Origin of the sequence: Variovorax beijingensis (assembly GCF_003951285.1) — a bacterium.
Lineage (GTDB): Bacteria > Pseudomonadota > Gammaproteobacteria > Burkholderiales > Burkholderiaceae_C > Variovorax > Variovorax beijingensis.
Genome location: NZ_RXFQ01000004.1, coordinates 105,570 through 129,005 on the forward strand (window position 1 = coordinate 105,570; position 23,436 = coordinate 129,005).

Below are 23,436 nucleotides of genomic sequence, written 5' to 3' on the forward strand. Positions count from 1 at the left end.
AAGGTCAGCTTTCGGAAATCGCGGCCAGCGCCGCTTGAAGTTCGGTGTCCGCCATCGTCTCGATTGGCAGCGCCAGCAGCTGCACGAGACGGTAGGCCAGGGCCTGGCGCGTCAGCTCGAAGGCCACCCGCTTGCCTTCGTCGCCGCCGGGTGCATTCGACGGATCGGGATAGCCCCAGTGCACCTGCACCGGGCTGCCGGGCCAGTACGGGCAGGTCTCCTGCGCGGCGCTGTCGCACACGGTAATGACGATGCGCATGGCCGGCTTGCCTTCGCCCACGAACTCGTCCCAGCTCTTGCTGCGGCAGGCCGACACGTCGACGCCCGCATTGGCAAGCGCCTCGAGCGCGAAGGGGTTCAGGCGCCCGCTGGGCGCGCTGCCGGCGCTGTGGGCCCGCACGTCCCTGCCCGCCTTTCGCGCCAGCTGGTTGAGCATGCCTTCGGCGAGCACGCTGCGGGCCGAGTTGTGCGTGCACAGGATCAGCACGTTGACCGTCATGGCGCGGCCTTCTGGACCTTGCCGATGTCGCGCATCTCGCGCTGGATGGCCATGGCATCGAGCCGCGCGAGCGGCAGCGCCAGCATCAGCTCGATGCGGCGCTTCAGGGTCAGCGCCGTGTCCATGAACTGGCGCTCGGTCGCTTCCTCCGAGCCCTCGAAAGCCGCGGGATCGGCAACGCCCCAATGGGCGGTCATCGGCTGGCCCGGCCATACCGGGCACACCTCGCCGGCGGCCTTGTCGCAGACCGTCAGCACGAAGTCCATGGCGGGAGCGCCGGGCGCGGCGAACTCGTCCCAGTTCTTGCTGCGGTAGCCCTGCGCGGAAAGCCGCAGCCGCTCGAGCGTGCGCAACGCATGCGGGCTGACCTTGCCCGTCGGATGGCTGCCCGCCGAATACGCCTTGAACCGGCCCTCGCCCATGTGGTTGAGCAGGCCTTCGGCCATGATCGATCGCGCGGAGTTGCCGGTGCACACGAAGAGCACGTTGTAGATTCTTTCAGCCATGGCAATTCGCCGTCCCTGGTGCGCAGCACGCGGTCTTCTGGCTCGCAACCGCCCTCGTCTCGCCGTACACCGGCACATTGCCCAGCGTGTGGAAGTGTTCCCAGGCAATGCCCTGCGGATCGGTGATCCAGTGCTTTTCGCTGCGTGCGTAGCAGCAGGTGGTGGCGCCTTCGTCGAAGGTCTCGATCTCGGCCTTGGCGGCGCGGGCCTTGAGTTCCGCGAGTTCTTCCTCGTTCTCGGCCTGCAGCCCCAGATGGTCGATGCCCGTCGAGCCGGCGTGCGTGGACACCGCAAAATTCACCGGCGGATCGGCGAGCATCCACTTGGCGTAGTCGCTCTCGACGCGCGCCGGCTCCGAGGCAAAAAGCCTGGAGTAGAAGGCGATGCTCGCCGGCAGATCCTGGACGTTCAGATGCACATGGAATCGCTTCATGGTTTCTCCTTCAGCATGGACAAGCCTGGGCCGCCTGGGGCAGGCAAGCCTCGCCCTGGCAGCAGTTTTCGGTGAGGTAGCCGATGAGCGCGTTCATCTGCCCGAAGGCCGCGCGGTAGATCAGGTTGCGGCCGCTGCGCTCCTGCGTCACCAGCCCCGAATGGGTCAATTCCTTCAGGTGGAACGAGAGACTGGTGGCCGGCACGTCGAGCGCCTCCACCAGCGCGCCGGGCGTGAGCCCCGCCGGTCCCGCCACCACCAGGGCGCGGAACACCTGCAGGCGCACCGGCTGGGCCAGCGCGGCCAGGGATCTGACGATGTCTTGTTCTTCCATATTTCAATAATAGTTGCATAATTGCAAGAATGCAATCGACAACTTCATCCATCACCATCTTTCACAACCCCGCGTGCGGCACCTCGCGCAACACGCTGGCGATGATCCGCAACAGCGGCGAGGAGCCCCGGGTCGTCGAATACCTGAAGACCCCTCCCACCAGGGAAACACTGCGCGGACTGCTCGCCGCCATGGCGATGGCGCCGCGCGCGCTGCTGCGCCGCAAGGGCACGCCCTACGACGAACTCGGGCTCGACGATCCAAAATGGTCCGACGAACAGCTGCTCGACTTCATGCTCGCGCATCCGATCCTCATCAACCGCCCGATCGTCGTCACGCCGATCGGCACCCGCCTGTGCCGCCCTTCCGAGGAAGTGCTCGACATCCTGCCCTTGCCGCAAAAAGGCCCGTTCACCAAGGAAGACGGCGAGATGGTCATCGATGCGGAGGGCCGCCGTGTCGAACGCGCTGCCTGAGCTGCCGAACATCGACGCCGAGCTGTTCGACCGGCCCTCGCCCGAGCGCTTCTCCCATGCGGCGCCGGCGCGCCACGCACCGCGCTTCCTGCTGCTGTACGGCTCGCTGCGCGAGCGTTCCTACAGCCGCCTGCTGACAGAGGAGGCCGCGCGGCTGCTGCAGGCCATGGGCGGCGAAACGCGCATCTTCGACCCCGCCGGCCTGCCGCTGCCCGACAGCGCGCCCGACGATCATCCGAAGGTGCGGGAGCTGCGCGAACTCGCGCAATGGGCCGAAGGCATGGTGTGGTGCTCGCCCGAACGCCACGGCGCCATGACCGGCATCATGAAGGCGCAGATCGACTGGATTCCGCTGAGCGTGGGTGCCGTGCGGCCCACGCAGGGCAAGACGCTGGCCGTCATGCAGGTGTCGGGCGGGTCGCAGTCGTTCAACGCGGTGAACCAGTTGCGCGTGCTCGGGCGCTGGATGCGCATGCTGACCATTCCCAACCAGTCGTCGGTCGCCAAGGCCTTCCTGGAGTTCGACGAAGCGGGACGGATGAAGCCCTCTGCCTACTACGAGCGGGTGGTCGACGTGATGGAAGAACTGGTGAAGTTCACCCTGCTCACGCGCAATGCGGCCGCCTACCTTGTCGACCGCTACAGCGAGCGCAAGGAAAGCGCCGAGCAGCTCTCCAGGCGCGTGAACCAGCGGGCGATCTAGCGCGGTGCCCGAGGCCGTCGTTGGCCCGACAATCGGCGCCCATGAACGCCAAGCCCTCGACGACAACGACCCCACCCGGTCCAGCGCCGTCCCTGCCGCGCCCCATCCGCGTCGCGGCCTCCCTGATCCTCCTGCGCGACGGCGCCGACGGCATGGAAGTGCTGCTGCTGCGCCGCGCCGAGAAGGCCGATGACCAGAACAGCGGCGCCAGCGTGTTTCCGGGCGGCGTGGTCGACGCGCACGACCGCCGCCTGCACCTGATGTGCAAGGGCCTGGACGACGCCGCGGCCAGCGCGCGCCTGGGCCTGCCCGATGGCGGCCTCGACTACTACGCCGCCGCGGTGCGCGAATGCTTCGAGGAAGCGGGCGTCCTGTTCGCAAGCGATGCCGACGACCGCCTGGTCGAGCTCGACGGGCTGCCGCCGAGCCGGCTCGAAGCCATGCGCCATGCCGCCGAGCAAGGCACCGATGCGCTGCTGGCCATGTGCGAGGCGCAAGGCTGGCGCCTTGCGATGGACCGGCTGGCCTATTTCAGCCACTGGCTCACGCCGCCCGGCATGCCGCGCCGCTTCGACACCCGCTTCTTCATTGCGCAGATGCCGCCGGCACAGGCCGTGAGGCCCGACGGCCGCGAGACCGTGGCGCACATGTGGCTCAAGCCCGCGGAGGCGGCGGACCCGCGCCGCGGCCTCAAGCTGATGAACGTGACGCGGCGCACGCTCGAACAGCTGGCAGGCTTCGGCAGCGCCGCCGACTGCATGGCGCATTCGCGGGCGCTGACGCGGATCGTGCTGAACATGCCGCGCCTGGCCGACGGGCCTGCGGGCCGCCGCGCGGTGAACATCGACGAAGCCGCCTACGACGAGATCGGCCACCTCGACCCCGACGGCAAGGGCCATGCGCACTACGCGCTCGAGCCCGGCCTGGTCACACGGCTGTCGGCGCGCGTCGTGCGCATGGCGGGCGCAGCGGATTCGCATCACGGCTATTTCGTCGGCGGCGAAGGCGGCCACTGGGCATTGATCGATCCCCTGCCGCACGGCCTTGCGCAGAACGCGGCGCCGGGCCAGGTGAAGTGGCTGCTCTGGACCGCGGCAGGTACGCTGCCCTCGGCCGCGTCGCTCGAGGCGCTTCGATCCGCATGGCCCGATGCCGCCGTGCTGTGGCCGCAGCCCGGGGACACCCTGCGCCTTGCGGGCGCAACGCTGCACGTCAGTCAAGCGGCCGATCAGGGCGCCCCCGCGCGACAGTTCCAGCTGGCCGAGGAACGCATGCTGTTCACCGGCCGCGCCGCGCCGCCCGCAGCGCATGCGACCGGCGAGGCCGAATGGATCGCTCCGGCCAGCGGCTTCATCTTCCGCGCGCAGCGCTAGCGCAAGCTCTCACAGCCGGCCGATGGCCGCCTTGAGTTCCTCAAGCAAGGCGGGCTTCGGCAGGTGCGCGTTGAAGCCGGCTTCGAGCGCCCGGCGCGCATCGGCGCGAGCTTCTTGCCGTGGCCGCTGGATGTAGTCTGCGCTGCCACCTCACATGCGAAAGGTTCCTACGCAGCACCTTCGATCGCCGTCCGAATCTTTGATGTCGACACCGCGCTGGAAGGAACATCCATGAACGCCTTGGACCTGCTGAACCTGGATGTACTGCTCGCGCGCAGCGTGCTGCTGCGCGCCGACTATGTGCAGGTCCAGCGCCGGATCTGCGACTCGTTGTCCCGCCGCGACCGCGATCTCGGCAACGGCCCCGCGGACGAGGATTTCGACGAACTCATCCACGCCATGAGCCGGTCGGTTTCGGCCGACGTCCGCTATCTCTGCACCCTTTCGTTTGCGGTGCGCGGCATCATCGAACGCGCGAAGGCCACGGCCTGAACGGGCGCCTGCCCCCGCCTTTCGCACTGAAGGTGAAGGGAGATCGCAAGAATGAAGTCTTCTCGCCAACTCAAGACCGAGCCGCAGACGGTTCCGGTCACCCCGCCGGGCAAATAGCGCACTGGCAACGAACGGGCCGGCGGCTACCCCTGGCCAAGCTGCACGCGCATCGCCCTCGTACGCTCGATGGCAATGCCAAGCAGCTTGAGGGCTACCTGCGGGTGCTGCTCGCAGAGCCCGCGCATGGCCACTACCGGAATCAGGTACACCGACGAGGCCTGCGCCGCAACCAGCGCGTGCCTGGCCTGGTAGCGGCCTTCGCTGAGAGTGGGGCCAAGAAAGAATTCGTCCGGGCGGATGGAATCGGTGACGACGCCGCCATCGCTGCCGCGCCCGTGGCTCACTACGTGCAGCAACCCGCTCGCCACGCAAAAGAGCCGGTCGGTCCACTCGCCCGAGGCAAGAACGGTTTCATCGCACTGGTAGGAGCGCAGTTCGCTGGCCTCGTCCAATGCCGTGCGGTCCGCGTGCGGCAGACCGGCGACCAGGGTATGCAAATACATGCCCGAATGGTCTGCGAAGGCACTGCAGAGTGCATTCCCATGAACTGGGGATGCCGCCATGGCACCCTCTCAAGCTGCGGACTTCACCCTGGCCGCGCGCCGCAGGCAATCGATCAACTGCTGCGTGCTGGGCGTGCGCCGGCGCCCGCGCATGGTGATGAGGCCCACCGGCGGCAGCTCGATCGGCACCTTGAGCGCCAGCACCTTGAGCATGCCCTGCTGCTGGAAATGCCGCGCCACCGAGCGTGCCATGAAGGCCACGGCATCGCGCTGCTGCAAAAAGCTGATCTGCGCCAGGAAAGACGCCGATTCGATGATGTCGGCCGGCGGATGCACGCCGTCGCGAAAGAACATCTGGTCGAGCTTCACGCGCAGCGAGGCCCAGGGCGGCGGCATCACGCAGCGCTCCCTGGCCAGGTCGGGCCAGCCCAGCCGGCGCTTCGCGGCCAGCGCATGCCCCGGCCGCACCACCACCTGCATGGGCTCGGCGTGCAGCGCCTCGGTTTCGAGGTCGGGCGCGGCGTAGCCGGGCTCCAGCCGCCCCACGAACAGGTCGAGCTCGCCCAGGCGCAGCTTGGGCAAGAGACGCGTGAGGTCGCCCTCCTCCACCAGCACCGTGGTCTGCGAGGAGTTGGCCTTGAGCATTTCGACCGCGCGCGCCAGCAGCACCGGCATGGCCACCACCATGGCGCCCACGCTGGTGCGGCCCGCGGCGCCGCTGGCCACGGCGGCGATCTCGTCGCGCGTGCGGTCGTAGTCGGCCAGCACCGAGCGCGCGAAGCGCACCACGCTCTCGCCATAGGGCGTGGGCTCCGTACCGCGCGTGGAGCGCTCGAACAGCGCAAGGCCGAACATGCGTTCGATCTCCACCAGCGACTTGGACACCGCAGGCTGCGTGACCGACAGGAATTCGGCCGCGCGGCCCAGGTGGCGGAACTGGTCGAGCGCCACCAGCATCTGCAGGTGGCGCAACTTGAGGTTGGAACGCAGGACGCGGTCGATCTGGCTCATCGTGGTGTGTGCGGCTGTTTCCTCTTCATAACCTCCAGGCTATGAAGAGAGTCCGCTATTTCATTGGATTGCAATGATTGTCTACCGAAGAATGCGTCCAGCTTTCTCGAACAACAATCGTCGGAGACACACGCATGACCTTGCATCGCACCCTGCAGCGGCGCCAACTGGTGCTGGGCGGCCTTGGCGCCGCCGCGCTCGCCACCGCCACCGGCCGCGCCTTCGCGGCCGACTACCCCGAACGCCCCATCACCTTCATCTGCCCCTGGCCCGCCGGCGGCACCGCCGACCGTTCGATGCGCGCCATCTGCCAGATTGCCGCGCGCGAGCTCGGCCAGCCCATTGCGCTGGAGAACCGCGCCGGCGCTTCGGGAATGATCGGCACCAAGGCGCTGGCCTCGGCCCGGCCGGACGGCTACACGATCGGGCAGATCCCCATCTCGGTGACGCGCTTTGCGCAGATCGGCACCGTGCAGATCGATCCGCTCAAGGACCTGAGCTACCTGGCGCGCACCTCGGGCCAGACCTTCGGCATCGCGGTGCCGGCCAGCTCGCCCTTCAAGTCGCTGCGCGACATGGTGGCGCAGGCCAAGGCCAAGCCGGGCGTCATTAGCTACGCGCATGCCGGCGTGGGCGGCGCCACCCACGTGGGCATGGAGCAGTTCGCGCAGGCGGCCGGCGTCAAGTTCAACGCCATTGCCTACAAGGGCGGCTCGGCCGCGCTGCAGGACGTGCTGGGCGAACAGGTCGACATGCTGGCCGACAGCAGCTCCTGGGCGCCGCACGTCGAAAGCGGCAAGCTGCGCCTGCTTGCCACCTGGGGCGAGGCGCGCACGCCGCGCTTCAAGGACACGCCCACGCTCAGGGAGCTGGGCTACGACGTGGTGGTGGAAGCACCCAACGGCATCGGCGCGCCGCGCGGGCTGCCGCCGGCAGTGGAAAAGAAGCTGCGCGATGCGTTCCGCGTGGCCGTTGCCAGCGAAGAATTCAAGAAGGTGGCCGACAGCATCGACGCGCCGGTCATGTACCAGGACGGCCCCGACTACCGCAAGTACGTCGAAGCCGTCTACCGGCAGGAGACCGAGCTGATCCGCAAGCTCAATCTCAAGGAACTGATGGAGAAAGGTTGATGGCCGACAGCCCCCTGCTTCGCCTGCACCCGCACGACAACGTGCTGGTTGCCAAGACCCCCATCGCCCTGGGCGAAACGATTGCCGAGTTCGGCGTGCGGGCGCGCGCGCAGATTCCGGCGGGGCACAAGATCGCGTCGCGCGCCATCGCGGCCGGCGAGCAGGTGAAGAAGTACGACACCGTCATCGGCGTGGCCTCGCGCGACCTGGAGGCCGGCGACTACGTGCACAGCCACAACCTCACGCTGGTGGACTCCTACCGCGACCCGGCCTTCTGCCAGGACGTGCGGCCGGTGGCCTACGTGCCCGAGGCCGAGCGCGCCACCTTCATGGGCTTTGTGCGGGCCGACGGCCGCGTGGGCACGCGCAACTTCATCGGCATCCTGTCGTCGGTCAACTGCTCGGCCACCGTCATCAAGCGCATTGCCGCACACTTCACGCCCGAGCGCCTCGCGGCCTTTCCCAACGTGGACGGCGTGGCTGCCTTCGCGCAGACCAGCGGCTGCGGCATGTCGTCGCCGAGCGAGCATTTCGACGTGCTGCGCCGCACGCTGGCCGGCTATGCGCGCCATCCCAACCTGGCCGGCGTGCTGATCGTGGGCCTGGGCTGCGAGCGCAACCAGGTCGATGCGCTGGTCGACTCGCAGGGCCTGAAGCAGGGCCGCCTCATGCGCACGATGGTCATGCAGGATGTGGGCGGCACGCGCCAGACCATCGAGGCCGGCATCCGCGCCGTGGAAGAAATGCTGCCCGAGGCCAATGCCGCGCAGCGCACCCGCGTGGGCGCCAACCACCTGAAGATCGGCCTGGAGTGCGGCGGCTCCGACGGCTTCTCGGGCATCACGGCCAACCCCGCGCTGGGCGCGGCCATGGACGTGCTGGTGCGCCACGGCGGCACCGCCATTCTTTCCGAGACGCCCGAGATCCACGGCGTCGAATTCATGCTCACGCGGCGCGCCGCCACGCCCGAGGTCGGCCAGAAGCTGCTCGACCGGCTGGCCTGGTGGGAGCGCTATGCCGCGGGCCAGAACGCGCAGTTCAACGGCGTGGTGGGGCATGGCAACCAGGCCGGCGGGCTGGCCAACATCTTCGAGAAATCGCTCGGCTCGGCCATGAAGGGCGGCACCACGCCGCTGCAGGCCGTGTACGAATACGCGGAGCCCATCGACCAGGCCGGCTTCGTCTTCATGGATTCGCCAGGCTACGACCCGGTGGCGGTGACCGGGCAGATCGCGAGCGGCGCGCAGCTGATCTGCTTCACCACCGGACGCGGCTCGATGTTCGGCAGCAAGCCCGCGCCGACCATCAAGCTGGCCAGCAACACGCCGATGTTCAAGCGCCTCGAGGAAGACATGGACATCAACTGCGGCGTGGTGATCGACGGCGAGCTCTCGGTGCCCGAACTCGGCCAACGGATCTTCGAGCAGATCCTGCGCCATGCCTCCGGCGAACGGACCCGCAGCGAAGCGCTGGGCCTGGGCGACCACGAGTTCGTGCCGTGGCACCTCGGCATCGTGAGCTGACTTTCTTTTGATACCGACGGACATGCCTCTTACCCTCGCCCACCCCGACCTGCAGCGCACCGCCAACTTCATCGGCGGCGAATGGTGCAGCGCCACCAGCCGCACGCTGGACGTGACCGACCCCGCCACCGGCGCGCTCATCGCGCAGGTGCCCGACTCCGGCGCCGAAGCCGCGCGTGCCGCCGCCGATGCCGCGCACGCCGCCTTCCCCGCCTGGCGCCGCACGCCGGCCAAGCAGCGCGCGCAGATCCTCAAGCGCTGGAACGACCTGGTGCTCGCGCATCAGGACGACCTGGGCCGCCTGATCTCGCGCGAACAGGGCAAGCCGCTGGCCGAAGGCATCGGCGAGGTCGCCTACGCGGCCAGCTACATCGAGTGGTTTGCCGAAGAGGCCACGCGCGCCAACGGCGACGTGATTCCGGCGCCCGTTCCGGGCCGGCGCATGTTCGCCATCAAGGAGCCGGTGGGCGTGGTGGCCGCGATCACGCCGTGGAATTTTCCGGCCGCGATGATCGCGCGCAAGATCGCGCCGGCGCTTGCGGCGGGCTGCACCGTGGTGTGCAAGCCGGCCGAGGACACGCCGCTCACCTCGCTCGCGTTGGTGGCGCTGGCCGCGCAGGCCGGCGTGCCCGGGGGCGTGCTCAACATCGTGACGGCCTCGCGCGAGCGCACGCCCGAGGTGGTCGACGCCTGGCTGGACGATGCCCGCGTGCGCAAGATCACCTTCACCGGGTCGACACCGGTCGGCAAGCACCTGGCGCGCCGCTCGGCCGACACGCTCAAGAAGCTGTCGCTCGAACTGGGCGGCAATGCGCCCTTCATCGTGTTCGAGGATGCCGACCTGCACGCCGCGGTCGACGGCCTGATGGCCGCCAAGTTCCGCAACGGCGGCCAGACCTGCGTGTGCCCGAACCGCGTGTTCGTGCACGAGGTCGTGCATGATGAATTTGCCGAGCTGCTGGCCGCACGTGTTTCGGCGCTGCACGTCGGCCCGGCCAGCGACCCCGCCTCGCAGATCGGCCCGATGATCAATGCACGCGCCATCGAGAAGATCGAGCGCCATGTGCAGGACGCCGTTTCGCGCGGCGCACGCGTGCTCGCCGGCGGCGCGCGGCTGCCCGCGCTCGGGCCGAACTACTTCGCGCCCACCGTGCTCGTGAACGCCGACGCCACCATGGCCTGCGCCTGCGAAGAGACCTTCGGCCCCGTCGTTCCGCTGACGCGCTTCGCGGATGAAGCCGAGGTGGTGGCCCAGGCCAACGACACGCCCTTCGGCCTGGCCGCGTACTTCTACTCGTGCGACGTGCGCCGCATCTGGCGCGTGGCGGATGCGCTCGAAGCCGGCATCGTCGGCATCAATGAAGGCGCCCTGGCCGCGGAGGCCGCGCCCTTCGGCGGCGTGAAGGATTCGGGCTACGGCCGCGAAGGCTCGGTCCACGGCCTGGACGACTACCTGCATACCAAATACGTCTGCCAGGGCCAGTTGGACTGACGCCAGGCGCACACCCCACACATCCAACGGAAGAAACATGCCCGCCCTCAACGCTTTCAAGACAGCCCTGGCCGCCAGGCAGCCGCAGATCGGCCTCTGGCTCTCGATGGCCGACCCCTACATGGCCGAGGTGAGCGCCACCGCCGGCTTCGACTGGCTGCTGATCGACGGCGAGCACGCGCCCAACGACCTGCGCTCGACCCTGGCCGCATTGCAGTCCGTGGCACCCCACCGCGCCCAGCCGGTGGTGCGCGCGGTACAGGGCGACACGGCGCTCATCAAGCAGCTGCTCGACATCGGCGCGAAGAACCTGCTGGTGCCCATGGTCGACACGGCCGAACAGGCGCGCGCACTGGTGTCGGCCACGCGCTATCCGCCGCTGGGCATCCGCGGCGTCGGCAGCGCCGTGGGCCGTGCGTCGCAGTGGAGCGCGCGCACCGACTACCTCGACGTCGCCGATGCGGAGGTCTGTCTGCTGGTGCAGGCGGAAACCGTGGCGGCGCTCTCCAACCTGGCGCAGATCTGCGCCGTGGACGGCATCGACGGCGTCTTCATCGGCCCGGCCGACCTGGCCGCGTCGATGGGCCACCGGGGCCGTCCCGGCCATCCGGAGGTGCAGGCTGCCATCGAGGCCGCCATGCGCACCATCGTGGCCTCGGGCAAGGCCGCGGGCACGCTGACCTCCGACCCGAAGCTGGCCCGGCGCTACCTGGAACTGGGCTGCACCTTTATCGCGGTCGGTGTCGACGTGCTGCTGTATGCGGGCGCGGCCCGCAAGCTCGCCGCCGACTTCAGCGGTGCGCCGCCGGCCGAAGAGCCCGCGCCGCGCGCGGCCTACTGATCGAAGACTTCGGCGCGAGAAAAAGCTACGGCAGGTTCTCGCGGAAGATCACCTGGCTGCGGGTGGTTTCCACGCCGCCGAGCGCCTCGCGCCCGTCGCGCAGGTTGGCAAAGATGCGCACGCAGTTCATCAGCGTGGTGTGCGGGCTCTGCGTGATCACCGCGTCCATGCTGCCGTCGATCAGCAGCGTGCGCGTGTCGGGCGTGAGTCCGTGTCCGATGAACACCACCTTCTGCTCGCGCCCTGCCTCCTTCAGCGCGCGCGCCACGCCGTCGGACGCACCGCCAATGTTGTAGATGCCGCCCATGTCGGGATGCTGCTCCAGCAGCGCGCGCGTCTGCCGGTAGTTCTTGCCCGCGTCGTCCTGGCCTTCGCGCAGGCCCACCACCTCGAGCCGCGGGAACATTTCGTCGATCACGTGCAGGAAGCCGGCCTCGCGCTCTTCGTGGGCCTTGTAGCTCAGGCTGCCCGCGATGAGCGCCACCTTCGCGGCGCGCGCGCCGATGAAGCGGCCGATGAGGTAGCCCGCGGTGCGGCCGGCCGCGCGGTTGTCCAGCCCCACGAAGGCGGCGCGCTCCGAATTCGACAGGTCCGAGATCAGCGTGACCACCGGCAGCCCGCGCGCCGCCAGCGCCGCCACCGCCTCGCGCACCGCCGGGTGCTCCAGCGCCATCATCGCGATGCCGTCGCAGCGCTGGCCGTGGCGCCGCAGCGCATCGGCCAGTTCGTGCGGATTGAAGCTCTCGATGAACACCGTGCGGCACTGCACGTTGAACGGCGCCCAGTGCTCCTGCGAATAGCCCACCATGTCGCCCAGCATGCGGATGAAGCGGTTGGTGCCGGCCGGCAGCAGGAACACCAGCCGCAAAGGCGGCGGCGTGAGCGCGGCATAGAGCTCGGGCCCCGGCAGGTAGTCGAGCTCGCCCGCGGCCTTGAGCACGCGCTGCACCGTGGCGTCGCGCACCCCCGGGCGGCGGTTGAGCACGCGGTCGACGGTGGCGGTCGACACCTGCGCCGCACGCGCGATGTCGACCACGCGCGCGCGCCGCGCATCGGCAGGAGGTGAAGGGTTATCCCGCATACATCAAAAACCATCAATATCGAGTTTGACCCGGATCATGCATGCTTTTATCTTCGCTGTGGCTCGAATCCAATGGTGCATCAGATTGCATCAGCCGCATTCCGAAGATCCTGGAGACAAAAGACATGACCTCGCTCACTCGCCTGAACCGCCGCGGTGCCTTGCGCACGCTTTCCGCCCTCCCCGCCGCCGGCATCGTGTCGGCCGTGCCGCGCATCGCGCGCGCCGCGGAGTTCTCGTACAAGTACGGCAACAACCTGCCGCTCAGCCATCCGCTGAACATCCGCGCGCAAGAGGCGGCCGACCGCATCGCCAAGGAAACCAAGGGCCGTGTCGAGATCAAGATCTTCCCCAACAACCAGCTCGGCGGCGACACCGACATGCTGGCGCAGGTGCGCTCGGGCGGCATCGAGTTCTTCACACCCTCGGCGCTGGTGATTGCCACGCTGGTGCCGGTGGCCGCCATCAACGCGGTGGGCTTTGCGTTCAACGACTACAGCCAGGTGTGGGGCGCCATGGACGGCAAGCTCGGCGCGCATGTGCGCGGCGCCATCGCCAAGTCGCGCCTCTACGCCTTCGAGAAGATGTGGGACAACGGCTTTCGCCAGACCACCAGCAGCAAGGCCGCGGTCGCGAATGCGAAGGACATGGACGGCCTGAAGATCCGCGTGCCCGTGAGCCCGCTGTCGATCTCGATGTTCAAGGGCCTCGGCGCCGCGCCCGCGAGCCTGCAGTTCAGCGAGGTGTACTCGGCCCTGCAAACGAAGATCGTCGACGCGCAGGAGAACCCGCTGCCGATCATCCAGGTGGCCAAGCTGTTCGAGGTGCAGAAGTTCTGCTCGCTCACCAACCACATCTGGGACGGCTACTGGTTCATTGCCAATGGCCGCGCCTGGGAGGCACTGCCCGACGACCTCAAGGCCATCGTGGCGCGCGCCATCAACGACGCCGGCATGCAGCAGCGCGAAGACATCAGGAAGCTCAACGAATCGGTGGTCGGCGACCTGCAGGCCAAGGGCCTCAGCATCAACCGCCCGGTGGCCGAGAGCTTTCGCGCCAAGCTGCGCGAATCGGGCTTCTACGGCGAGTGGAAAGGCCGCTTCGGCCCCGAGGCGTGGGCCCTGCTCGAAGGCGCCGTCGGCAAGCTGGCCTGACCGGCCATGGTGCATGAATCCACTTTCGAGGCGGCCCCGTTCGTGGGCGCCGGGCCGTCCGCCAACGCACTGAGCGGCGCGGCCGGGCGCGCCGACCGCGTGCTGGGCGGCCTGGTCGAGGCCGTGGCCGCGCTGCTGGTGCTGGCCGAGATCTGCGTGCTGTTCGCGGGCGTGGTGTCGCGCTATGTGTTCCACGCGCCGCTGGTGTGGTCGGACGAGCTCGCGTCCATCCTCTTTCTGTGGCTCTCGATGCTGGGCGCGGTGGTGGCGCTGCGCCGCGGCGAGCACATGCGCATGACGGCGCTGCTGCAGAAGGTGCAGCCTTCGACGCGCGCCATGCTCGACGCCTTTGCCATTGCGGCTTCGATCACGTTCCTGGTGCTGATCGTCTGGCCGTCGATCGACTATGCGCACGAAGAGTCGTTCATCGTCACGCCCGCACTGGAGATCAGCAACGCCTGGCGCGCCGCGGCCATTCCGGCCGGCATCGTCATCATGCTGGCGATGGCGCTGCTGCGGCTCGTGCGGGTGTGCACCGGGCGGCAGATCGCCGTCGCGGTGCTCGGCATGGCCGCGCTGGTGGCGGCCTTCTGGCTTGCGGCGCCGCTTTTTGCCGCGCTCGGCAAGTTCAACCTGGTGATCTTCTTCGTGGTGGTGGTGGCGGCCACCGTGCTTTCGGGCGTGCCCATCGCGTTCTCGTTCGCGCTGGCCACCTTCGGCTACCTGGCGCTCACCACGCGCACGCCGCTGCTGGTGATGGTGGGGCGCCTGGACGAAGGCATGTCGCACCTGATCCTGCTCGCGGTGCCGCTCTTCATCTTCCTGGGCGCGCTGATCGAGATGGCGGGCATGGCGCGCGCCATGATCCAGTTCCTTGCGAGCCTGCTGGGCCACGTGCGCGGCGGCCTCTCGTACGTGCTGATCGGTGCGATGTACCTGGTGTCGGGCATCTCGGGCTCCAAGATCGCCGACATGGCGGCCATTGCGCCCGTGCTGTTCCCCGAGATGGTCAAGCGCGGCGCCAAGCCCGGGGACCTGGTGGCGCTGCTGTCGGCCACGGGCGCGCAGACCGAGACCATTCCGCCATCGATCGTGCTCATCACCATCGGCTCGGTCACGGGCATCTCCATCGCGGCGCTGTTCACGGGCGGCCTGCTGCCGGCCGTGGTGCTGGGCGCCGCGCTGTGCATGGTGGTGTGGTGGCGCTACCGGCGCGAAGACCTGAGCGGCGTTGCGCGCCACAGCAAGCGCGAGATCGGCAAGCTGCTGCTGGTGGCGCTGCCCGCGGTGCTGCTGCCCTTCGTGATCCGCGCCGCCGTGGTCGAGGGCGTGGCCACGGCCACCGAGGTGTCGACCATCGGCATCGTCTACTCGGCCATCGTCGGGCTCTTCGTGTACCGGCAGTTCGACTGGAAGCGGCTCAAGCCGATGCTGGTCGACACGGCCTCGCTCTCGGGCGCCATCATCTTCATTGTCGGCTGCGCCACGGCCATGGCCTGGGGCCTCACGCAGTCGGGCTTCTCGCAAGACCTGGCGCGCGTCATGGGCGCCCTGCCGGGCGGCGCCTATGGCTTCCTGGCCGTGTCGATCGTCGCCTTCATCGTGCTGGGCAGCGTGCTCGAGGGCATTCCGGCCATCGTGCTGTTCGGGCCGCTGCTCTTTCCCATTGCCAAGGCGGTGGGCGTGCACGAGGTGCACTACGCCATGGTGGTGATCTTTGCGATGGGCATCGGCCTGTTCGCGCCGCCCTTCGGCGTGGGCTACTACGGCGCCTGCGCCGTGAGCAAGGTCAACCCCGACGAGGGCATCCGCCACATCTGGGGCTACATCGCCGCAATGCTGGTGGGCCTGGTGATCGTGGCCGCGTTCCCGTGGTTCTCGACCGGTTTTCTCAAGTTCTGATCACAACAACACACTCACATCAACGGAGCCAACCGCAATGAGTCGATTCCTCGGCGAGATTCGCCAGCTGGGCTATGTCGTGCACGACATCGAGGCCGCCATGGACTACTGGAGCACCACGCTGGGCGTGGGCCCGTGGTTCTACAACCCCAAGGTGCCGATCAGGAACTACCGCTACAACGGCCAGCCGCACGAGCCCCACAACTCGGTGGCGCTGGCCAACTCGGGCTATGTGCAGGTCGAGCTGATCCAGACGCGCAACGACGTGCCCTCGATGTACCGCGACTTCCTGCAGGCCGGCCGCACCGGGCTGCAGCACGTCGCCTACTGGACGGCCGACTACGACGCCGACCTCGCGCGCCTGACCGCGCAGGGCTTCAAGCCCGTGATGAGCGGCGAAGTGGGCGAGCGCGGGCGCTTCATCTACTTCGACACCGAGTACCACCCGGGCACGGTGATCGAGCTGTCCGAAGTGGCGGGGCCCAAGGGCAAGATGTTCGACCTGATCCGCAGCGCCTCCGAAGGCTGGGACGGCAGCGAGCCGGTGCGGCCCTTTCCCGACCTGAGCAAGCTGTGACCATGGCCGAACGCATCCGCGCGCGCTACCTCATCGAGACGCCGCTGGACCCGGCCGCCGTGGCCGAGGTGATGGTCGGCGAACAGTCGTGCGGCACCTTCACGCGCGTCGAGGGCGAGACCGATGCGCTGCGCGAACGCGCGCGCGCCACGGTCGAGGCCATCACCGAGATGGCGCCGGCCGAGGCGCCGAGCCTGCCCAACGCCCTGCTCGAACGCAAGGGCACGCGCGGCCCGTGGCGGCGTGCGCACATCGACATCTCGTTTCCCGCAGCGAACATCGGCGCCAACCTGCCGACGCTCGCGGCCACGGTGTCGGGCAACCTCTACGACCTGGGCGAAGTCACGGGCCTGCGGCTCGAATCGCTGCAGCTTCCTGCCCCCTACCGCGCGCAGTTCGAGATGCCGCGCGTCGGCATCGCGGGCACGCGGCGCGCCACCGGCGTGGCGAGCGGCGCGCTGGTCGGCACCATCATCAAGCCCAACGTGGGACTGTCCGCCGGCGAGACCGCCGAGCTGGTCGCCAGGCTCTGCGCCGCAGGCGTCGACTTCATCAAGGACGACGAGGTCTGCGCCGACCCCGCGCATGCGCCGCTCGCCGACCGCGTGCCCGCGGTGATGGGCGTGGTGCGCGCGCACCAGGAGCGCACCGGCAAACACGTGATGGTGGCCTTCAACATCACCGACGAAACCGATGCGATGAAGCGGCATGCCGACCTCGTCGAGCGCGAAGGCGGATCGTGCGTGATGGCCAGCCTCAACTGGTGCGGCCACTCGGGCATGCAGACGCTGCGCCGCCACACCGGCCTGGCGCTGCACGGCCACCGCAACGGCTACGGCGCGCTGTCGCGCCATCCGCTGCTGGGCATTTCGTTCCAGGCCTATCAAACGCTCTGGCGGCTAGCGGGCGTCGACCACATGCACGTGCACGGCCTGCAGGGCAAGTTCTCGCAGCCCGACAGCGAAGTCATCGAATCGGCGCGCGACTGCTTCACGCCGCTGACCGATGCCGCAGACGACCGCGTGATGCCGGCCTTTTCGTCCGGCCAGTGGGCCGGCACCGTGCCCGCCACCTGGGCCGCCATCGGCAGCGACGACCTGCTCTTCATGGCCGGCGGCGGCATCCTCGCGCATCCCGATGGCGCGGCGGCCGGGGTCACCAGCATCCGCCAGGCCTGGTCGGCTGCGCGTGCCGGCACCGCGCTGCAGGAAGCCGCCCGCGGCGCGCCCGAGCTGGCGCGCGCACTGGCCTTCTTCGGCAGGCCGTGATGCCGGCCACGCAAGCACCGGCCATCGTCTACTACGGCGACGACTTCACCGGCGCCACCGACACCCTCGGCACCGCGGCGCGCGCAGGCCTGCGTGCCTTGCTGTTCCTGAAAACGCCCGGCGCCGCGCGGCTCGCGCAGGCCGGGCCGCTCGACGTGCTGGGCATCGCAGGCGCCGCGCGCGCCATGGCGCCCGAAGCCATGCAGGCCGAATTGGCCCCGGTCGCCGCACTATTCCGCTCGCTCGGCGCACGCGTACTGCACTACAAGACCTGCTCCACCTTCGACAGCGCGCCGCACATCGGCTCCATCGGCGCGGCCGTGCGCGCACTCCGCGGCGCCGTCGAACAGCCCTGGACCGCGATCGTCGGCGGCCAGCCCAACATCGGCCGGCACTGCCTGTTCGGCAACCTGTTCGCCGCGGCCGGCGCGGGCGGCGAGGTGTTCCGCATCGACCGCCATCCGACGATGAGCCGGCATCCGGTCACGCCGATGCACGAGGCGGACCTGAGATTGCACTTGGCGAAGCAGGGCCTGGCCGGCGTGCGCTCCATTCCTTTCACGGCCGCCTCGCAGGGCCCGGATGCGCTCGGCGAGGCACTGCGGCGCGCGCTGCGCCCGGACGCCGGCAACACCGAAGCCGTGCTGTTCGACGTGGCCGATGCACCGCAGCTCGCCGCCATCGGCCAGGTGCTGTGGGCTGAAGCCCGACGCGCCCCGCTGCTGGCCGTGGGTCCGAGCAGCGTGGTCGATGCGCTGGCCGGCGCGCTCGGCACGCGCAGCGATGCGCAAGCCGCCCCGCGCCACGTCGCTCCCGCGCGCGGCCCTGTGCTCGTACTTGCCGGAAGCCTTTCGCCCGTCACCGCGCGCCAGGTGGCGGCGGCGCGCTCATTCGACACCGTGTGGCTCGACGCGCCGCGCCTCGCGCAGCGCGACGCGGCCACGCTGGAGCGTCATGCCCGCGACATCGCGCAGGGCCTCGCCCGCGGCCGCAGCATGCTGGCCTGCACCCTGCCCGCTGAAGAGGCGCCCACCGAGGGCGACAACAAGGTCGATGCCCAGGCCCTCTCGCGCGCCGGCGGAGACTTGCTCGCAAGGGTGCTGGCCATGGCGCCGCTCCAGCGCGTCGGCATTGCCGGCGGCGACACCTCGAGCCACGCCGTGCAGGCGCTCGACGCCTGGGGGCTTTCCTACGTGGCCGACATGGGCGCCGGCGCGTCGCTGTGCCGCGTGCACAGCGACGATGCCACGCTAGACGGCACGGAGATCATGCTCAAGGGCGGCCAGATGGGCGCCCATGACGTGTTCGAGCGGCTCTTGCACGGCGATGCGGGCAGCGCCCCGCTTTCGTGAAAGCGCAAGGCACGTTGTTCAGGCGAACGCGTACGGACCGGCAAAGTCTCCGATATGGCTCAGGTGGCTGAGCATGCCGTGCCGCTCGTCCCACAGGTGCAGCATGCAGCCGCGCGGCCCCACGTGCGACTGCGGCTGCGCATCGGCGCGCAGCTGCAGGTCGATTTCCGTCGTGGTGCTCGGGCATGAACAGATCACCGTGCCGCCCCAGCAGCGCAGCATCGTGCGGTGCACATGCCCGCACAGCACCAGCTCGACATTCGGTGCGCTTCGCACCACGTCTTCGAGCGGCTGCGCCTCCATGCAGCGATAGGCGTCCATGTAGGGGATGCCGCTCATGAAGGGCGGGTGGTGCAGCATCAGCAGGGTGGGCTTGACGGTGTCTTTCGCCAGCGTGCGCGCAAGCCAGGCGAGGCCTTCGGCGTCGATGTGGCCGTGGTGCTTGCCGGCAACGCACGAGTCGAGCCCGATGATGCGCACCGCATGGTCGTCCACGCACCAGTGCAGCGGCCCCGCCTTGGGCAGATAGGCGTGGTCACCGCTGAACGCGGCGCGAAAGTTCTCGCGATGGTCGTGGTTGCCGGGTATCACGAGAAACGGAATGCGCGAAGCCGAGAGCAGCGTGCGCGCCATCTGGTATTCGTCGGTGCGGCCCTCGTCGACGAGGTCGCCGGTGATCACCAGCAGGTCGGGGCGGCGATCGAGCGCGTGCAGATGTGCGAGCGCTTCGGCGAACATCCTGTTGGAGTCAACGACGCCCTGGTACAGCTCGCCTTCGGCGCGGATGTGCGGGTCGGACAGCTGTGCAATGAGCATCGGGCTCCTTCAAGAATCTGCTACTGGCGAGCGACGATCGGAATCATCTTTCGGCGAGTCGGGCGGCGGATGTCGCCCTCGATGGTTTCAAGCTTGAGTCCCAAGGCGCGGCGCAGGGCGCCGTCCAGAACGCCCATGCCGAACTGGTATTCGTTTTCACAGGATTGGGCGAACTGTTCTCCCTCGAGATACATGCATGATCCGCCACACAGTTGAAGAACCGGGCAATGGCTGCAGCATTCGCGAAAGGACCAATGCGTGGAAGTAGTCAGCCGGATGGCATCCATTTCCAGGGCAGAACCCAGCCCGTGTTCGGCGTTTGCCCCGGTGTTGTGGCAGGTCAGCACGTTGGAGTGCAGGTCAACGGCCACATGATCGCTGCGGTCCATCCCGCATTTCTGGCCCATGGACGTAGACGGCGTGCCCTCCATGGCGGATTGGAGGAAGCCCCTCGCTTTTTGCACCAAGGCAGGAATCCTGAGGGCCTCGCCCGTTTCGAATGAGGACGCGATGGACTCTCTCAGCCGCTGGTATTGCGCGTTGCTCCAGACGCCAGGTCCGGCCAACGCCTTGTCATCGTGTGTCGCGACGATGCCTTCAAGCGACGTAACGACCGACTCGTCATCCAGGCGATTGACGAACCATTGCCGTATTGCGGCCGGATCGCTGTTCGCCGGCGTCAATACCGAACTGAAGATCATGCGGTTCTCGGCCCTGCGCTCGCGCCACAGCGCCATCAGCAGGGCAGAGCGGATGGGGTCGTCGAAAGGATCCTCGCCACGCAGGTGCTGTCCGGGTCCGTCGTGCGACACGGTGATGCGTATGTCGTAGAAAGCGATGAAATCCAGGATCTCCTGCGTCAAGAGGCTCCCATTGGTAACCATCGAGATCTCCGCATCGGGAAACCTGCGATCGAGCTCGGGCACAAGGACCTGGAGCTTTCTGAAGTACAGCAGGGGCTCTCCGCCCCACAGTTCGATCTCGGATGGTGCCCCTTCCATCCACTTGTCGAGGTCATGCAGGAAGGCCTGGGCATCCGCCGTCCTGGTCATGGCCATTGATTCGACCTGGCTCGACTGGTTGCAATACGAACAGGTGTAGTTGCAACCCAGGCCGAGCTGGATCTTGAGTACGGACGGATTGGCGGCTTTCAGGCCTGGCTGCCCCGGATTGATGCGCACAGCGTCCTCCCAAGCGGGTTGCTGCGCGACTTGCCGAGTCGCGAGAACCGGTGTGCCGTCAAGGTTTGTCAACGCGCTGGAGTGCGGCGCATACCGCAGGCTGACGGGCATCCCGGCTGCATCGGTGCAATGAAGGATGAACATATCCGGGATGCTCCGTCAGCGGCCAGGCATCAGCGCTTGGTTCCTGCGGGGCTGCGGCGATGCCCCTTCTTGGGCTCAGGCATTGGCGAGATGAAGCAACCGCAGTCGCTGGTCGAACCGGCCACGAAAACGGCTCCCTCATTGAGGAAATCGATGCTGGAAGGCTCTACTTCCACATTGCAGTTCAGCGCGGGCCCCGCATTGGAACGACGGCTCGGTGCCTGCTTGCCTTGACTATTCTTCATATGAACTCCTTCTAAAAAACGACAAAAACACGGGACTGAAGATTCAGGAATGCTCTCGATGGCAATCTCCTTGTTTGGTTAGGTGCAAGGATGGATTCGCTGCAGACTGCCAACTTCAGGGGACGCCTTGCCGGCCGCGGTGTCGCCCCATGATCCCAGCGGTTCGGTGCCATAGCCGAACCAGAGGGGAATCAGGCCGGGCACCAATGCTCTTGCCACGTACAGTGGCGTACGGCCCTGGTCTATCGAGGCCGCAGGCGGCGTCAGATCGCAGAAATAGACCTGCTGTCCCTGATCGAGGAAATGATCGAGCAACGCCGTGCCCGAAGTTGGAAACCGGCCTGCCGCATTTTTCACGGACGCCGCGGGCCGCCTCTCAGCGGCGGCAAACCAGTCAGCCTTTCGCAAACCGTGCCGCGTCCGAAAGTAGTCGCCGTGATGCTCGGCCAGTCGCATTTCTTCAGGCTGGATCTGGGCAGCCGGCTGCGGCTTTCCGTGTTGCTGCTGCACGCGGCTTTCCGCTTCGGAAAGCGCCGACTCCAGCGACTCCTCCAGTTGGAACCCTGCCCCTGTGGTCAGCGCCGTGAAGACCGCCTGGCGGTGCTGGACGAAGATCGCCGCGACAGGCAGGTGCCTCGACTCCAGGACATGGAGGGACACCGTGTATCCGGCCTGCCGCAATCGACCGAGGCGTTGCCGGAACGACACGGGCAGGTCGGACTCTTCGATCAGATCAGGTGGAACGCGAGCCAGCCAGGCGCGTGAGAAGGCATCCCTTTCCACCAGTTCGATGAGCGCCCGGCACCGGGCTGCCTGCATGTCCGTGTAAGCCGCCACGCCGGAAGTGCTGGCATTGGTATATGGCAGCCGCGCATCGGCCGCATCCAGCGAACTCAGTGCATAGACGCACTGCGCCATGACGGAGACTTCAGCGCCATCCTTGGCGCTGACGCCCTTGGTCCAGGGGTAGCGCCTGCGCAAGGAAAAAGGCGCGTATGGAAAGCCTTCGCGGGCGTACTGCTGCGGGGAATAGCCAACGAGGCGGCGCGGGTCGACCGCATTGTCGAGTTCATCGAATCTCGCGCGCTGCAACGATGCCGGAGGTGTCGACCACCCTATCCGCTCCCATGCCTCGGCCTCAGCCTTCACCGTCGCAAGACGGGCATCCTCGGAGCGGCCTGCCGCCCACCCGAGATAATCGGCGTTCCGGCCGATCTGAATCGGGCCCGCAACGGCAATGCGCGTCTGCAAGGGCAACAGCTGGGAGTGATTGGGCACCGATCGGACCGGGACAGATTCGCTGGCGGCGTTTGCCAAGTGTTTCTGTTCTGCAGAGGGACGCGTCCCAAGCGCCATTGCGGGCAAGGGATAAAGTGCTTCATCGAGTCCGAAAAGAGAAAGCACTTCCAATTCAACGGTGTCCCCGCGCACGATGGTCGCCGCATCCTCGTATTGGGCCGCCAAGGCGCCGTTCTGCAATGCATGCCCGGCCTCGATCAGCGCCAATGTCAGCGCCCGATTGCCGTACTTCTTGCCGATGAAATGAAGGTCGACCACCGGATAGATCACGGCGTGGGCGTGGCTCAGCACCGCTGGAGTCAACAGGGTGCTCCAGGCGCCCGCTGCCTGTCCCGGACGCTGGCAAAGCGACAGCTCGCCACCCTCTGCGCCAGTCGCGTGATACTTGATTTCATACAGGCCGCTCGAATGGCCTTCAAGGGGTTTCATCAACGCGACGAACCAGCGCAGCCCATAGAGCGCCCCGCCGGACGGGACAGTTCGGCGGACTGACTCTGCATCCTCGCGGGAAACCCCATACAAGGCCCACAGAATGTTGATCATCGACTGCAATGGCAACGCCTTGTCGTCGAATGTTCGGACACTTCCCCGCTCGAGCAACAGTTCCATCAAGGGCGTCTTCGCCGGACGAAGCCTGGATGCTCCATCCGAATCCTCCTCCAACCGACGCCGGACTTCCTCTTTCATTGCGTAAAGATCCTCTGCCTGCGTGAGCGGCGCAGCGAGCGGCTGCGGCGTCCAGCCGATCTGGGCGTGAAGCGCAAGAGAATGCGCGGCCTCGGCAAGCGCACCCTTCTCCAACAGCGTCGACAGGCATGCATCGACTTCATCAGCCGGCCAACGGGCGCTCAATCGATCCCGCACCTCTGCCCATGCTGTCTTGCCGTCGCAACTGCTCTGCACAGCCCGAAGGAACTCGGAAGGTGCAGTGACACGCAGCCTCTTCAGCGGAAGGCGGCAGAGCATTCCACCCTTTTGATGAATCCAGTGGCCGACGGCGATCGGCAGCCGCGGTGTTGGGCGTTTCTTCAGCATCGAGAC

The 23,436-nt window shown here is 67.8% G+C and carries 24 protein-coding genes; 13 read left to right on the top strand and 11 right to left on the bottom strand.

The features are described from left to right. Positions 1 to 4: 4 nt before the first annotated feature. From EJO66_RS07890 to EJO66_RS07905, 4 genes are read right to left on the bottom strand one after another with little or no spacing between them, the layout of a single operon-like run. Positions 5 to 499 carry an arsenate reductase ArsC gene (locus tag EJO66_RS07890; protein ID WP_125964919.1) on the bottom strand — a complete coding sequence of 165 codons (495 nt, stop codon included), beginning with the start codon at positions 497 to 499 and terminating at the stop codon, positions 5 to 7. After that, entirely contained in the window at positions 496 to 1,005 is a 510-nt protein-coding gene (locus EJO66_RS07895; protein WP_124959396.1) for an arsenate reductase ArsC, read from the bottom strand. Before EJO66_RS07895 ends, EJO66_RS07890 begins: the two co-directional genes overlap by 4 nt. Next, positions 998 to 1,438, bottom strand: coding sequence for an ArsI/CadI family heavy metal resistance metalloenzyme (locus EJO66_RS07900; protein ID WP_125964920.1), 441 nt, complete (start codon positions 1,436 to 1,438; stop codon positions 998 to 1,000). The genes EJO66_RS07895 and EJO66_RS07900 overlap by 8 nt, the downstream gene beginning before the upstream one ends. 10 nt (positions 1,439 to 1,448) lie before the next feature. Next, entirely contained in the window at positions 1,449 to 1,772 is a 324-nt protein-coding gene (locus tag EJO66_RS07905; protein ID WP_125964921.1) for an ArsR/SmtB family transcription factor, read from the bottom strand. A gap of 29 nt (positions 1,773 to 1,801) precedes the next feature. Between EJO66_RS07905 and arsC the strand changes: the two genes are divergently transcribed. From arsC to EJO66_RS32915, 4 genes are all read left to right on the top strand, one after another. After that, positions 1,802 to 2,248, top strand: a complete 447-nt coding sequence (gene arsC / locus EJO66_RS07910; protein WP_125964922.1) for an arsenate reductase (glutaredoxin) — start codon at positions 1,802 to 1,804, stop codon at positions 2,246 to 2,248. Continuing rightward, complete coding sequence (arsH, locus tag EJO66_RS07915; protein WP_125964923.1) at positions 2,214 to 2,951, top strand: arsenical resistance protein ArsH; 738 nt, start codon at positions 2,214 to 2,216, stop codon at positions 2,949 to 2,951. Before arsC ends, arsH begins: the two co-directional genes overlap by 35 nt. Before the next feature lie 41 nt (positions 2,952 to 2,992). Further along, the gene (locus EJO66_RS07920) at positions 2,993 to 4,324 is read left to right on the top strand and encodes an NUDIX hydrolase (RefSeq protein WP_240648538.1); all 1,332 of its coding nucleotides are present in this window, start codon (positions 2,993 to 2,995) and stop codon (positions 4,322 to 4,324) included. Between the two features lie 63 nt (positions 4,325 to 4,387). Then, positions 4,388 to 4,816 carry a hypothetical protein gene (locus EJO66_RS32915; protein WP_240648539.1) on the top strand — a complete coding sequence of 143 codons (429 nt, stop codon included), beginning with the start codon at positions 4,388 to 4,390 and terminating at the stop codon, positions 4,814 to 4,816. A 143-nt stretch (positions 4,817 to 4,959) separates the two neighbouring features. Here the strand turns inward: EJO66_RS32915 and EJO66_RS07930 are convergent, their stop codons facing one another. After that, positions 4,960 to 5,379: a Crp/Fnr family transcriptional regulator gene (locus EJO66_RS07930; RefSeq protein WP_125964924.1), complete on the bottom strand. Its 420-nt coding sequence runs from the start codon at positions 5,377 to 5,379 to the stop codon at positions 4,960 to 4,962. A gap of 69 nt (positions 5,380 to 5,448) precedes the next feature. Then, on the bottom strand, positions 5,449 to 6,390 hold the full coding sequence (locus tag EJO66_RS07935; RefSeq protein WP_125964925.1) for a LysR substrate-binding domain-containing protein: 942 nt from the start codon (positions 6,388 to 6,390) through the stop codon (positions 5,449 to 5,451). A gap of 134 nt (positions 6,391 to 6,524) precedes the next feature. Between EJO66_RS07935 and EJO66_RS07940 the strand changes: the two genes are divergently transcribed. From EJO66_RS07940 to hpaI, 4 genes are read left to right on the top strand one after another with little or no spacing between them, the layout of a single operon-like run. Further along, positions 6,525 to 7,520: a tripartite tricarboxylate transporter substrate binding protein gene (locus EJO66_RS07940; protein ID WP_125964926.1), complete on the top strand. Its 996-nt coding sequence runs from the start codon at positions 6,525 to 6,527 to the stop codon at positions 7,518 to 7,520. Next, on the top strand, positions 7,520 to 9,043 hold the full coding sequence (locus EJO66_RS07945) for a UxaA family hydrolase (protein WP_125964927.1): 1,524 nt from the start codon (positions 7,520 to 7,522) through the stop codon (positions 9,041 to 9,043). The genes EJO66_RS07940 and EJO66_RS07945 overlap by 1 nt, the downstream gene beginning before the upstream one ends. A 22-nt stretch (positions 9,044 to 9,065) precedes the next feature. Further along, positions 9,066 to 10,535 carry an NAD-dependent succinate-semialdehyde dehydrogenase gene (locus EJO66_RS07950; protein WP_125964928.1) on the top strand — a complete coding sequence of 490 codons (1,470 nt, stop codon included), beginning with the start codon at positions 9,066 to 9,068 and terminating at the stop codon, positions 10,533 to 10,535. 37 nt (positions 10,536 to 10,572) lie between these two features. Further along, positions 10,573 to 11,376, top strand: a complete 804-nt coding sequence (hpaI, locus tag EJO66_RS07955; protein WP_125964929.1) for a 4-hydroxy-2-oxoheptanedioate aldolase — start codon at positions 10,573 to 10,575, stop codon at positions 11,374 to 11,376. 25 nt (positions 11,377 to 11,401) lie between these two features. Here hpaI and EJO66_RS07960 read toward each other — a convergent pair whose 3' ends face one another. Further along, a complete protein-coding gene (locus tag EJO66_RS07960) occupies positions 11,402 to 12,457 on the bottom strand; it encodes a LacI family DNA-binding transcriptional regulator (protein ID WP_125964930.1) in 1,056 nt (351 codons plus the stop codon). Between the two features lie 125 nt (positions 12,458 to 12,582). Here EJO66_RS07960 and EJO66_RS07965 point away from each other — a divergent pair, with 125 nt between their 5' ends. The 5 genes from EJO66_RS07965 to EJO66_RS07985 are packed head-to-tail and all read left to right on the top strand — an operon-like array spanning position 12,583 to position 18,710. Further along, positions 12,583 to 13,611, top strand: coding sequence for a TRAP transporter substrate-binding protein (locus EJO66_RS07965; protein WP_125964931.1), 1,029 nt, complete (start codon positions 12,583 to 12,585; stop codon positions 13,609 to 13,611). Positions 13,612 to 13,617: 6 nt separating this feature from the next. Next, positions 13,618 to 15,513 (top strand): TRAP transporter large permease, encoded by a 1,896-nt coding sequence (locus tag EJO66_RS07970; protein WP_125964932.1) that lies wholly within the window; start codon positions 13,618 to 13,620, stop codon positions 15,511 to 15,513. A gap of 37 nt (positions 15,514 to 15,550) precedes the next feature. Then, the gene (locus EJO66_RS07975; protein WP_124959382.1) at positions 15,551 to 16,090 is read left to right on the top strand and encodes a VOC family protein; all 540 of its coding nucleotides are present in this window, start codon (positions 15,551 to 15,553) and stop codon (positions 16,088 to 16,090) included. 2 nt (positions 16,091 to 16,092) lie between these two features. Beyond that, positions 16,093 to 17,358 carry a ribulose-bisphosphate carboxylase large subunit family protein gene (locus tag EJO66_RS07980; RefSeq protein ID WP_206168837.1) on the top strand — a complete coding sequence of 422 codons (1,266 nt, stop codon included), beginning with the start codon at positions 16,093 to 16,095 and terminating at the stop codon, positions 17,356 to 17,358. Continuing rightward, positions 17,358 to 18,710: a four-carbon acid sugar kinase family protein gene (locus EJO66_RS07985; protein ID WP_125964934.1), complete on the top strand. Its 1,353-nt coding sequence runs from the start codon at positions 17,358 to 17,360 to the stop codon at positions 18,708 to 18,710. Before EJO66_RS07980 ends, EJO66_RS07985 begins: the two co-directional genes overlap by 1 nt. 18 nt (positions 18,711 to 18,728) lie before the next feature. Here the strand turns inward: EJO66_RS07985 and EJO66_RS07990 are convergent, their stop codons facing one another. The 4 genes from EJO66_RS07990 to EJO66_RS08005 form a co-directional block, all read right to left on the bottom strand. After that, positions 18,729 to 19,526 carry a phosphodiesterase gene (locus tag EJO66_RS07990; RefSeq protein ID WP_125964935.1) on the bottom strand — a complete coding sequence of 266 codons (798 nt, stop codon included), beginning with the start codon at positions 19,524 to 19,526 and terminating at the stop codon, positions 18,729 to 18,731. A gap of 20 nt (positions 19,527 to 19,546) precedes the next feature. Continuing rightward, positions 19,547 to 20,851, bottom strand: a complete 1,305-nt coding sequence (locus tag EJO66_RS07995) for a radical SAM protein (protein ID WP_125964936.1) — start codon at positions 20,849 to 20,851, stop codon at positions 19,547 to 19,549. Between the two features lie 29 nt (positions 20,852 to 20,880). Next, positions 20,881 to 21,096: a hypothetical protein gene (locus tag EJO66_RS08000; RefSeq protein ID WP_125964937.1), complete on the bottom strand. Its 216-nt coding sequence runs from the start codon at positions 21,094 to 21,096 to the stop codon at positions 20,881 to 20,883. A gap of 78 nt (positions 21,097 to 21,174) precedes the next feature. Beyond that, entirely contained in the window at positions 21,175 to 23,430 is a 2,256-nt protein-coding gene (locus tag EJO66_RS08005; RefSeq protein WP_164547786.1) for a YcaO-like family protein, read from the bottom strand. Positions 23,431 to 23,436: the final 6 nt, after the last annotated feature.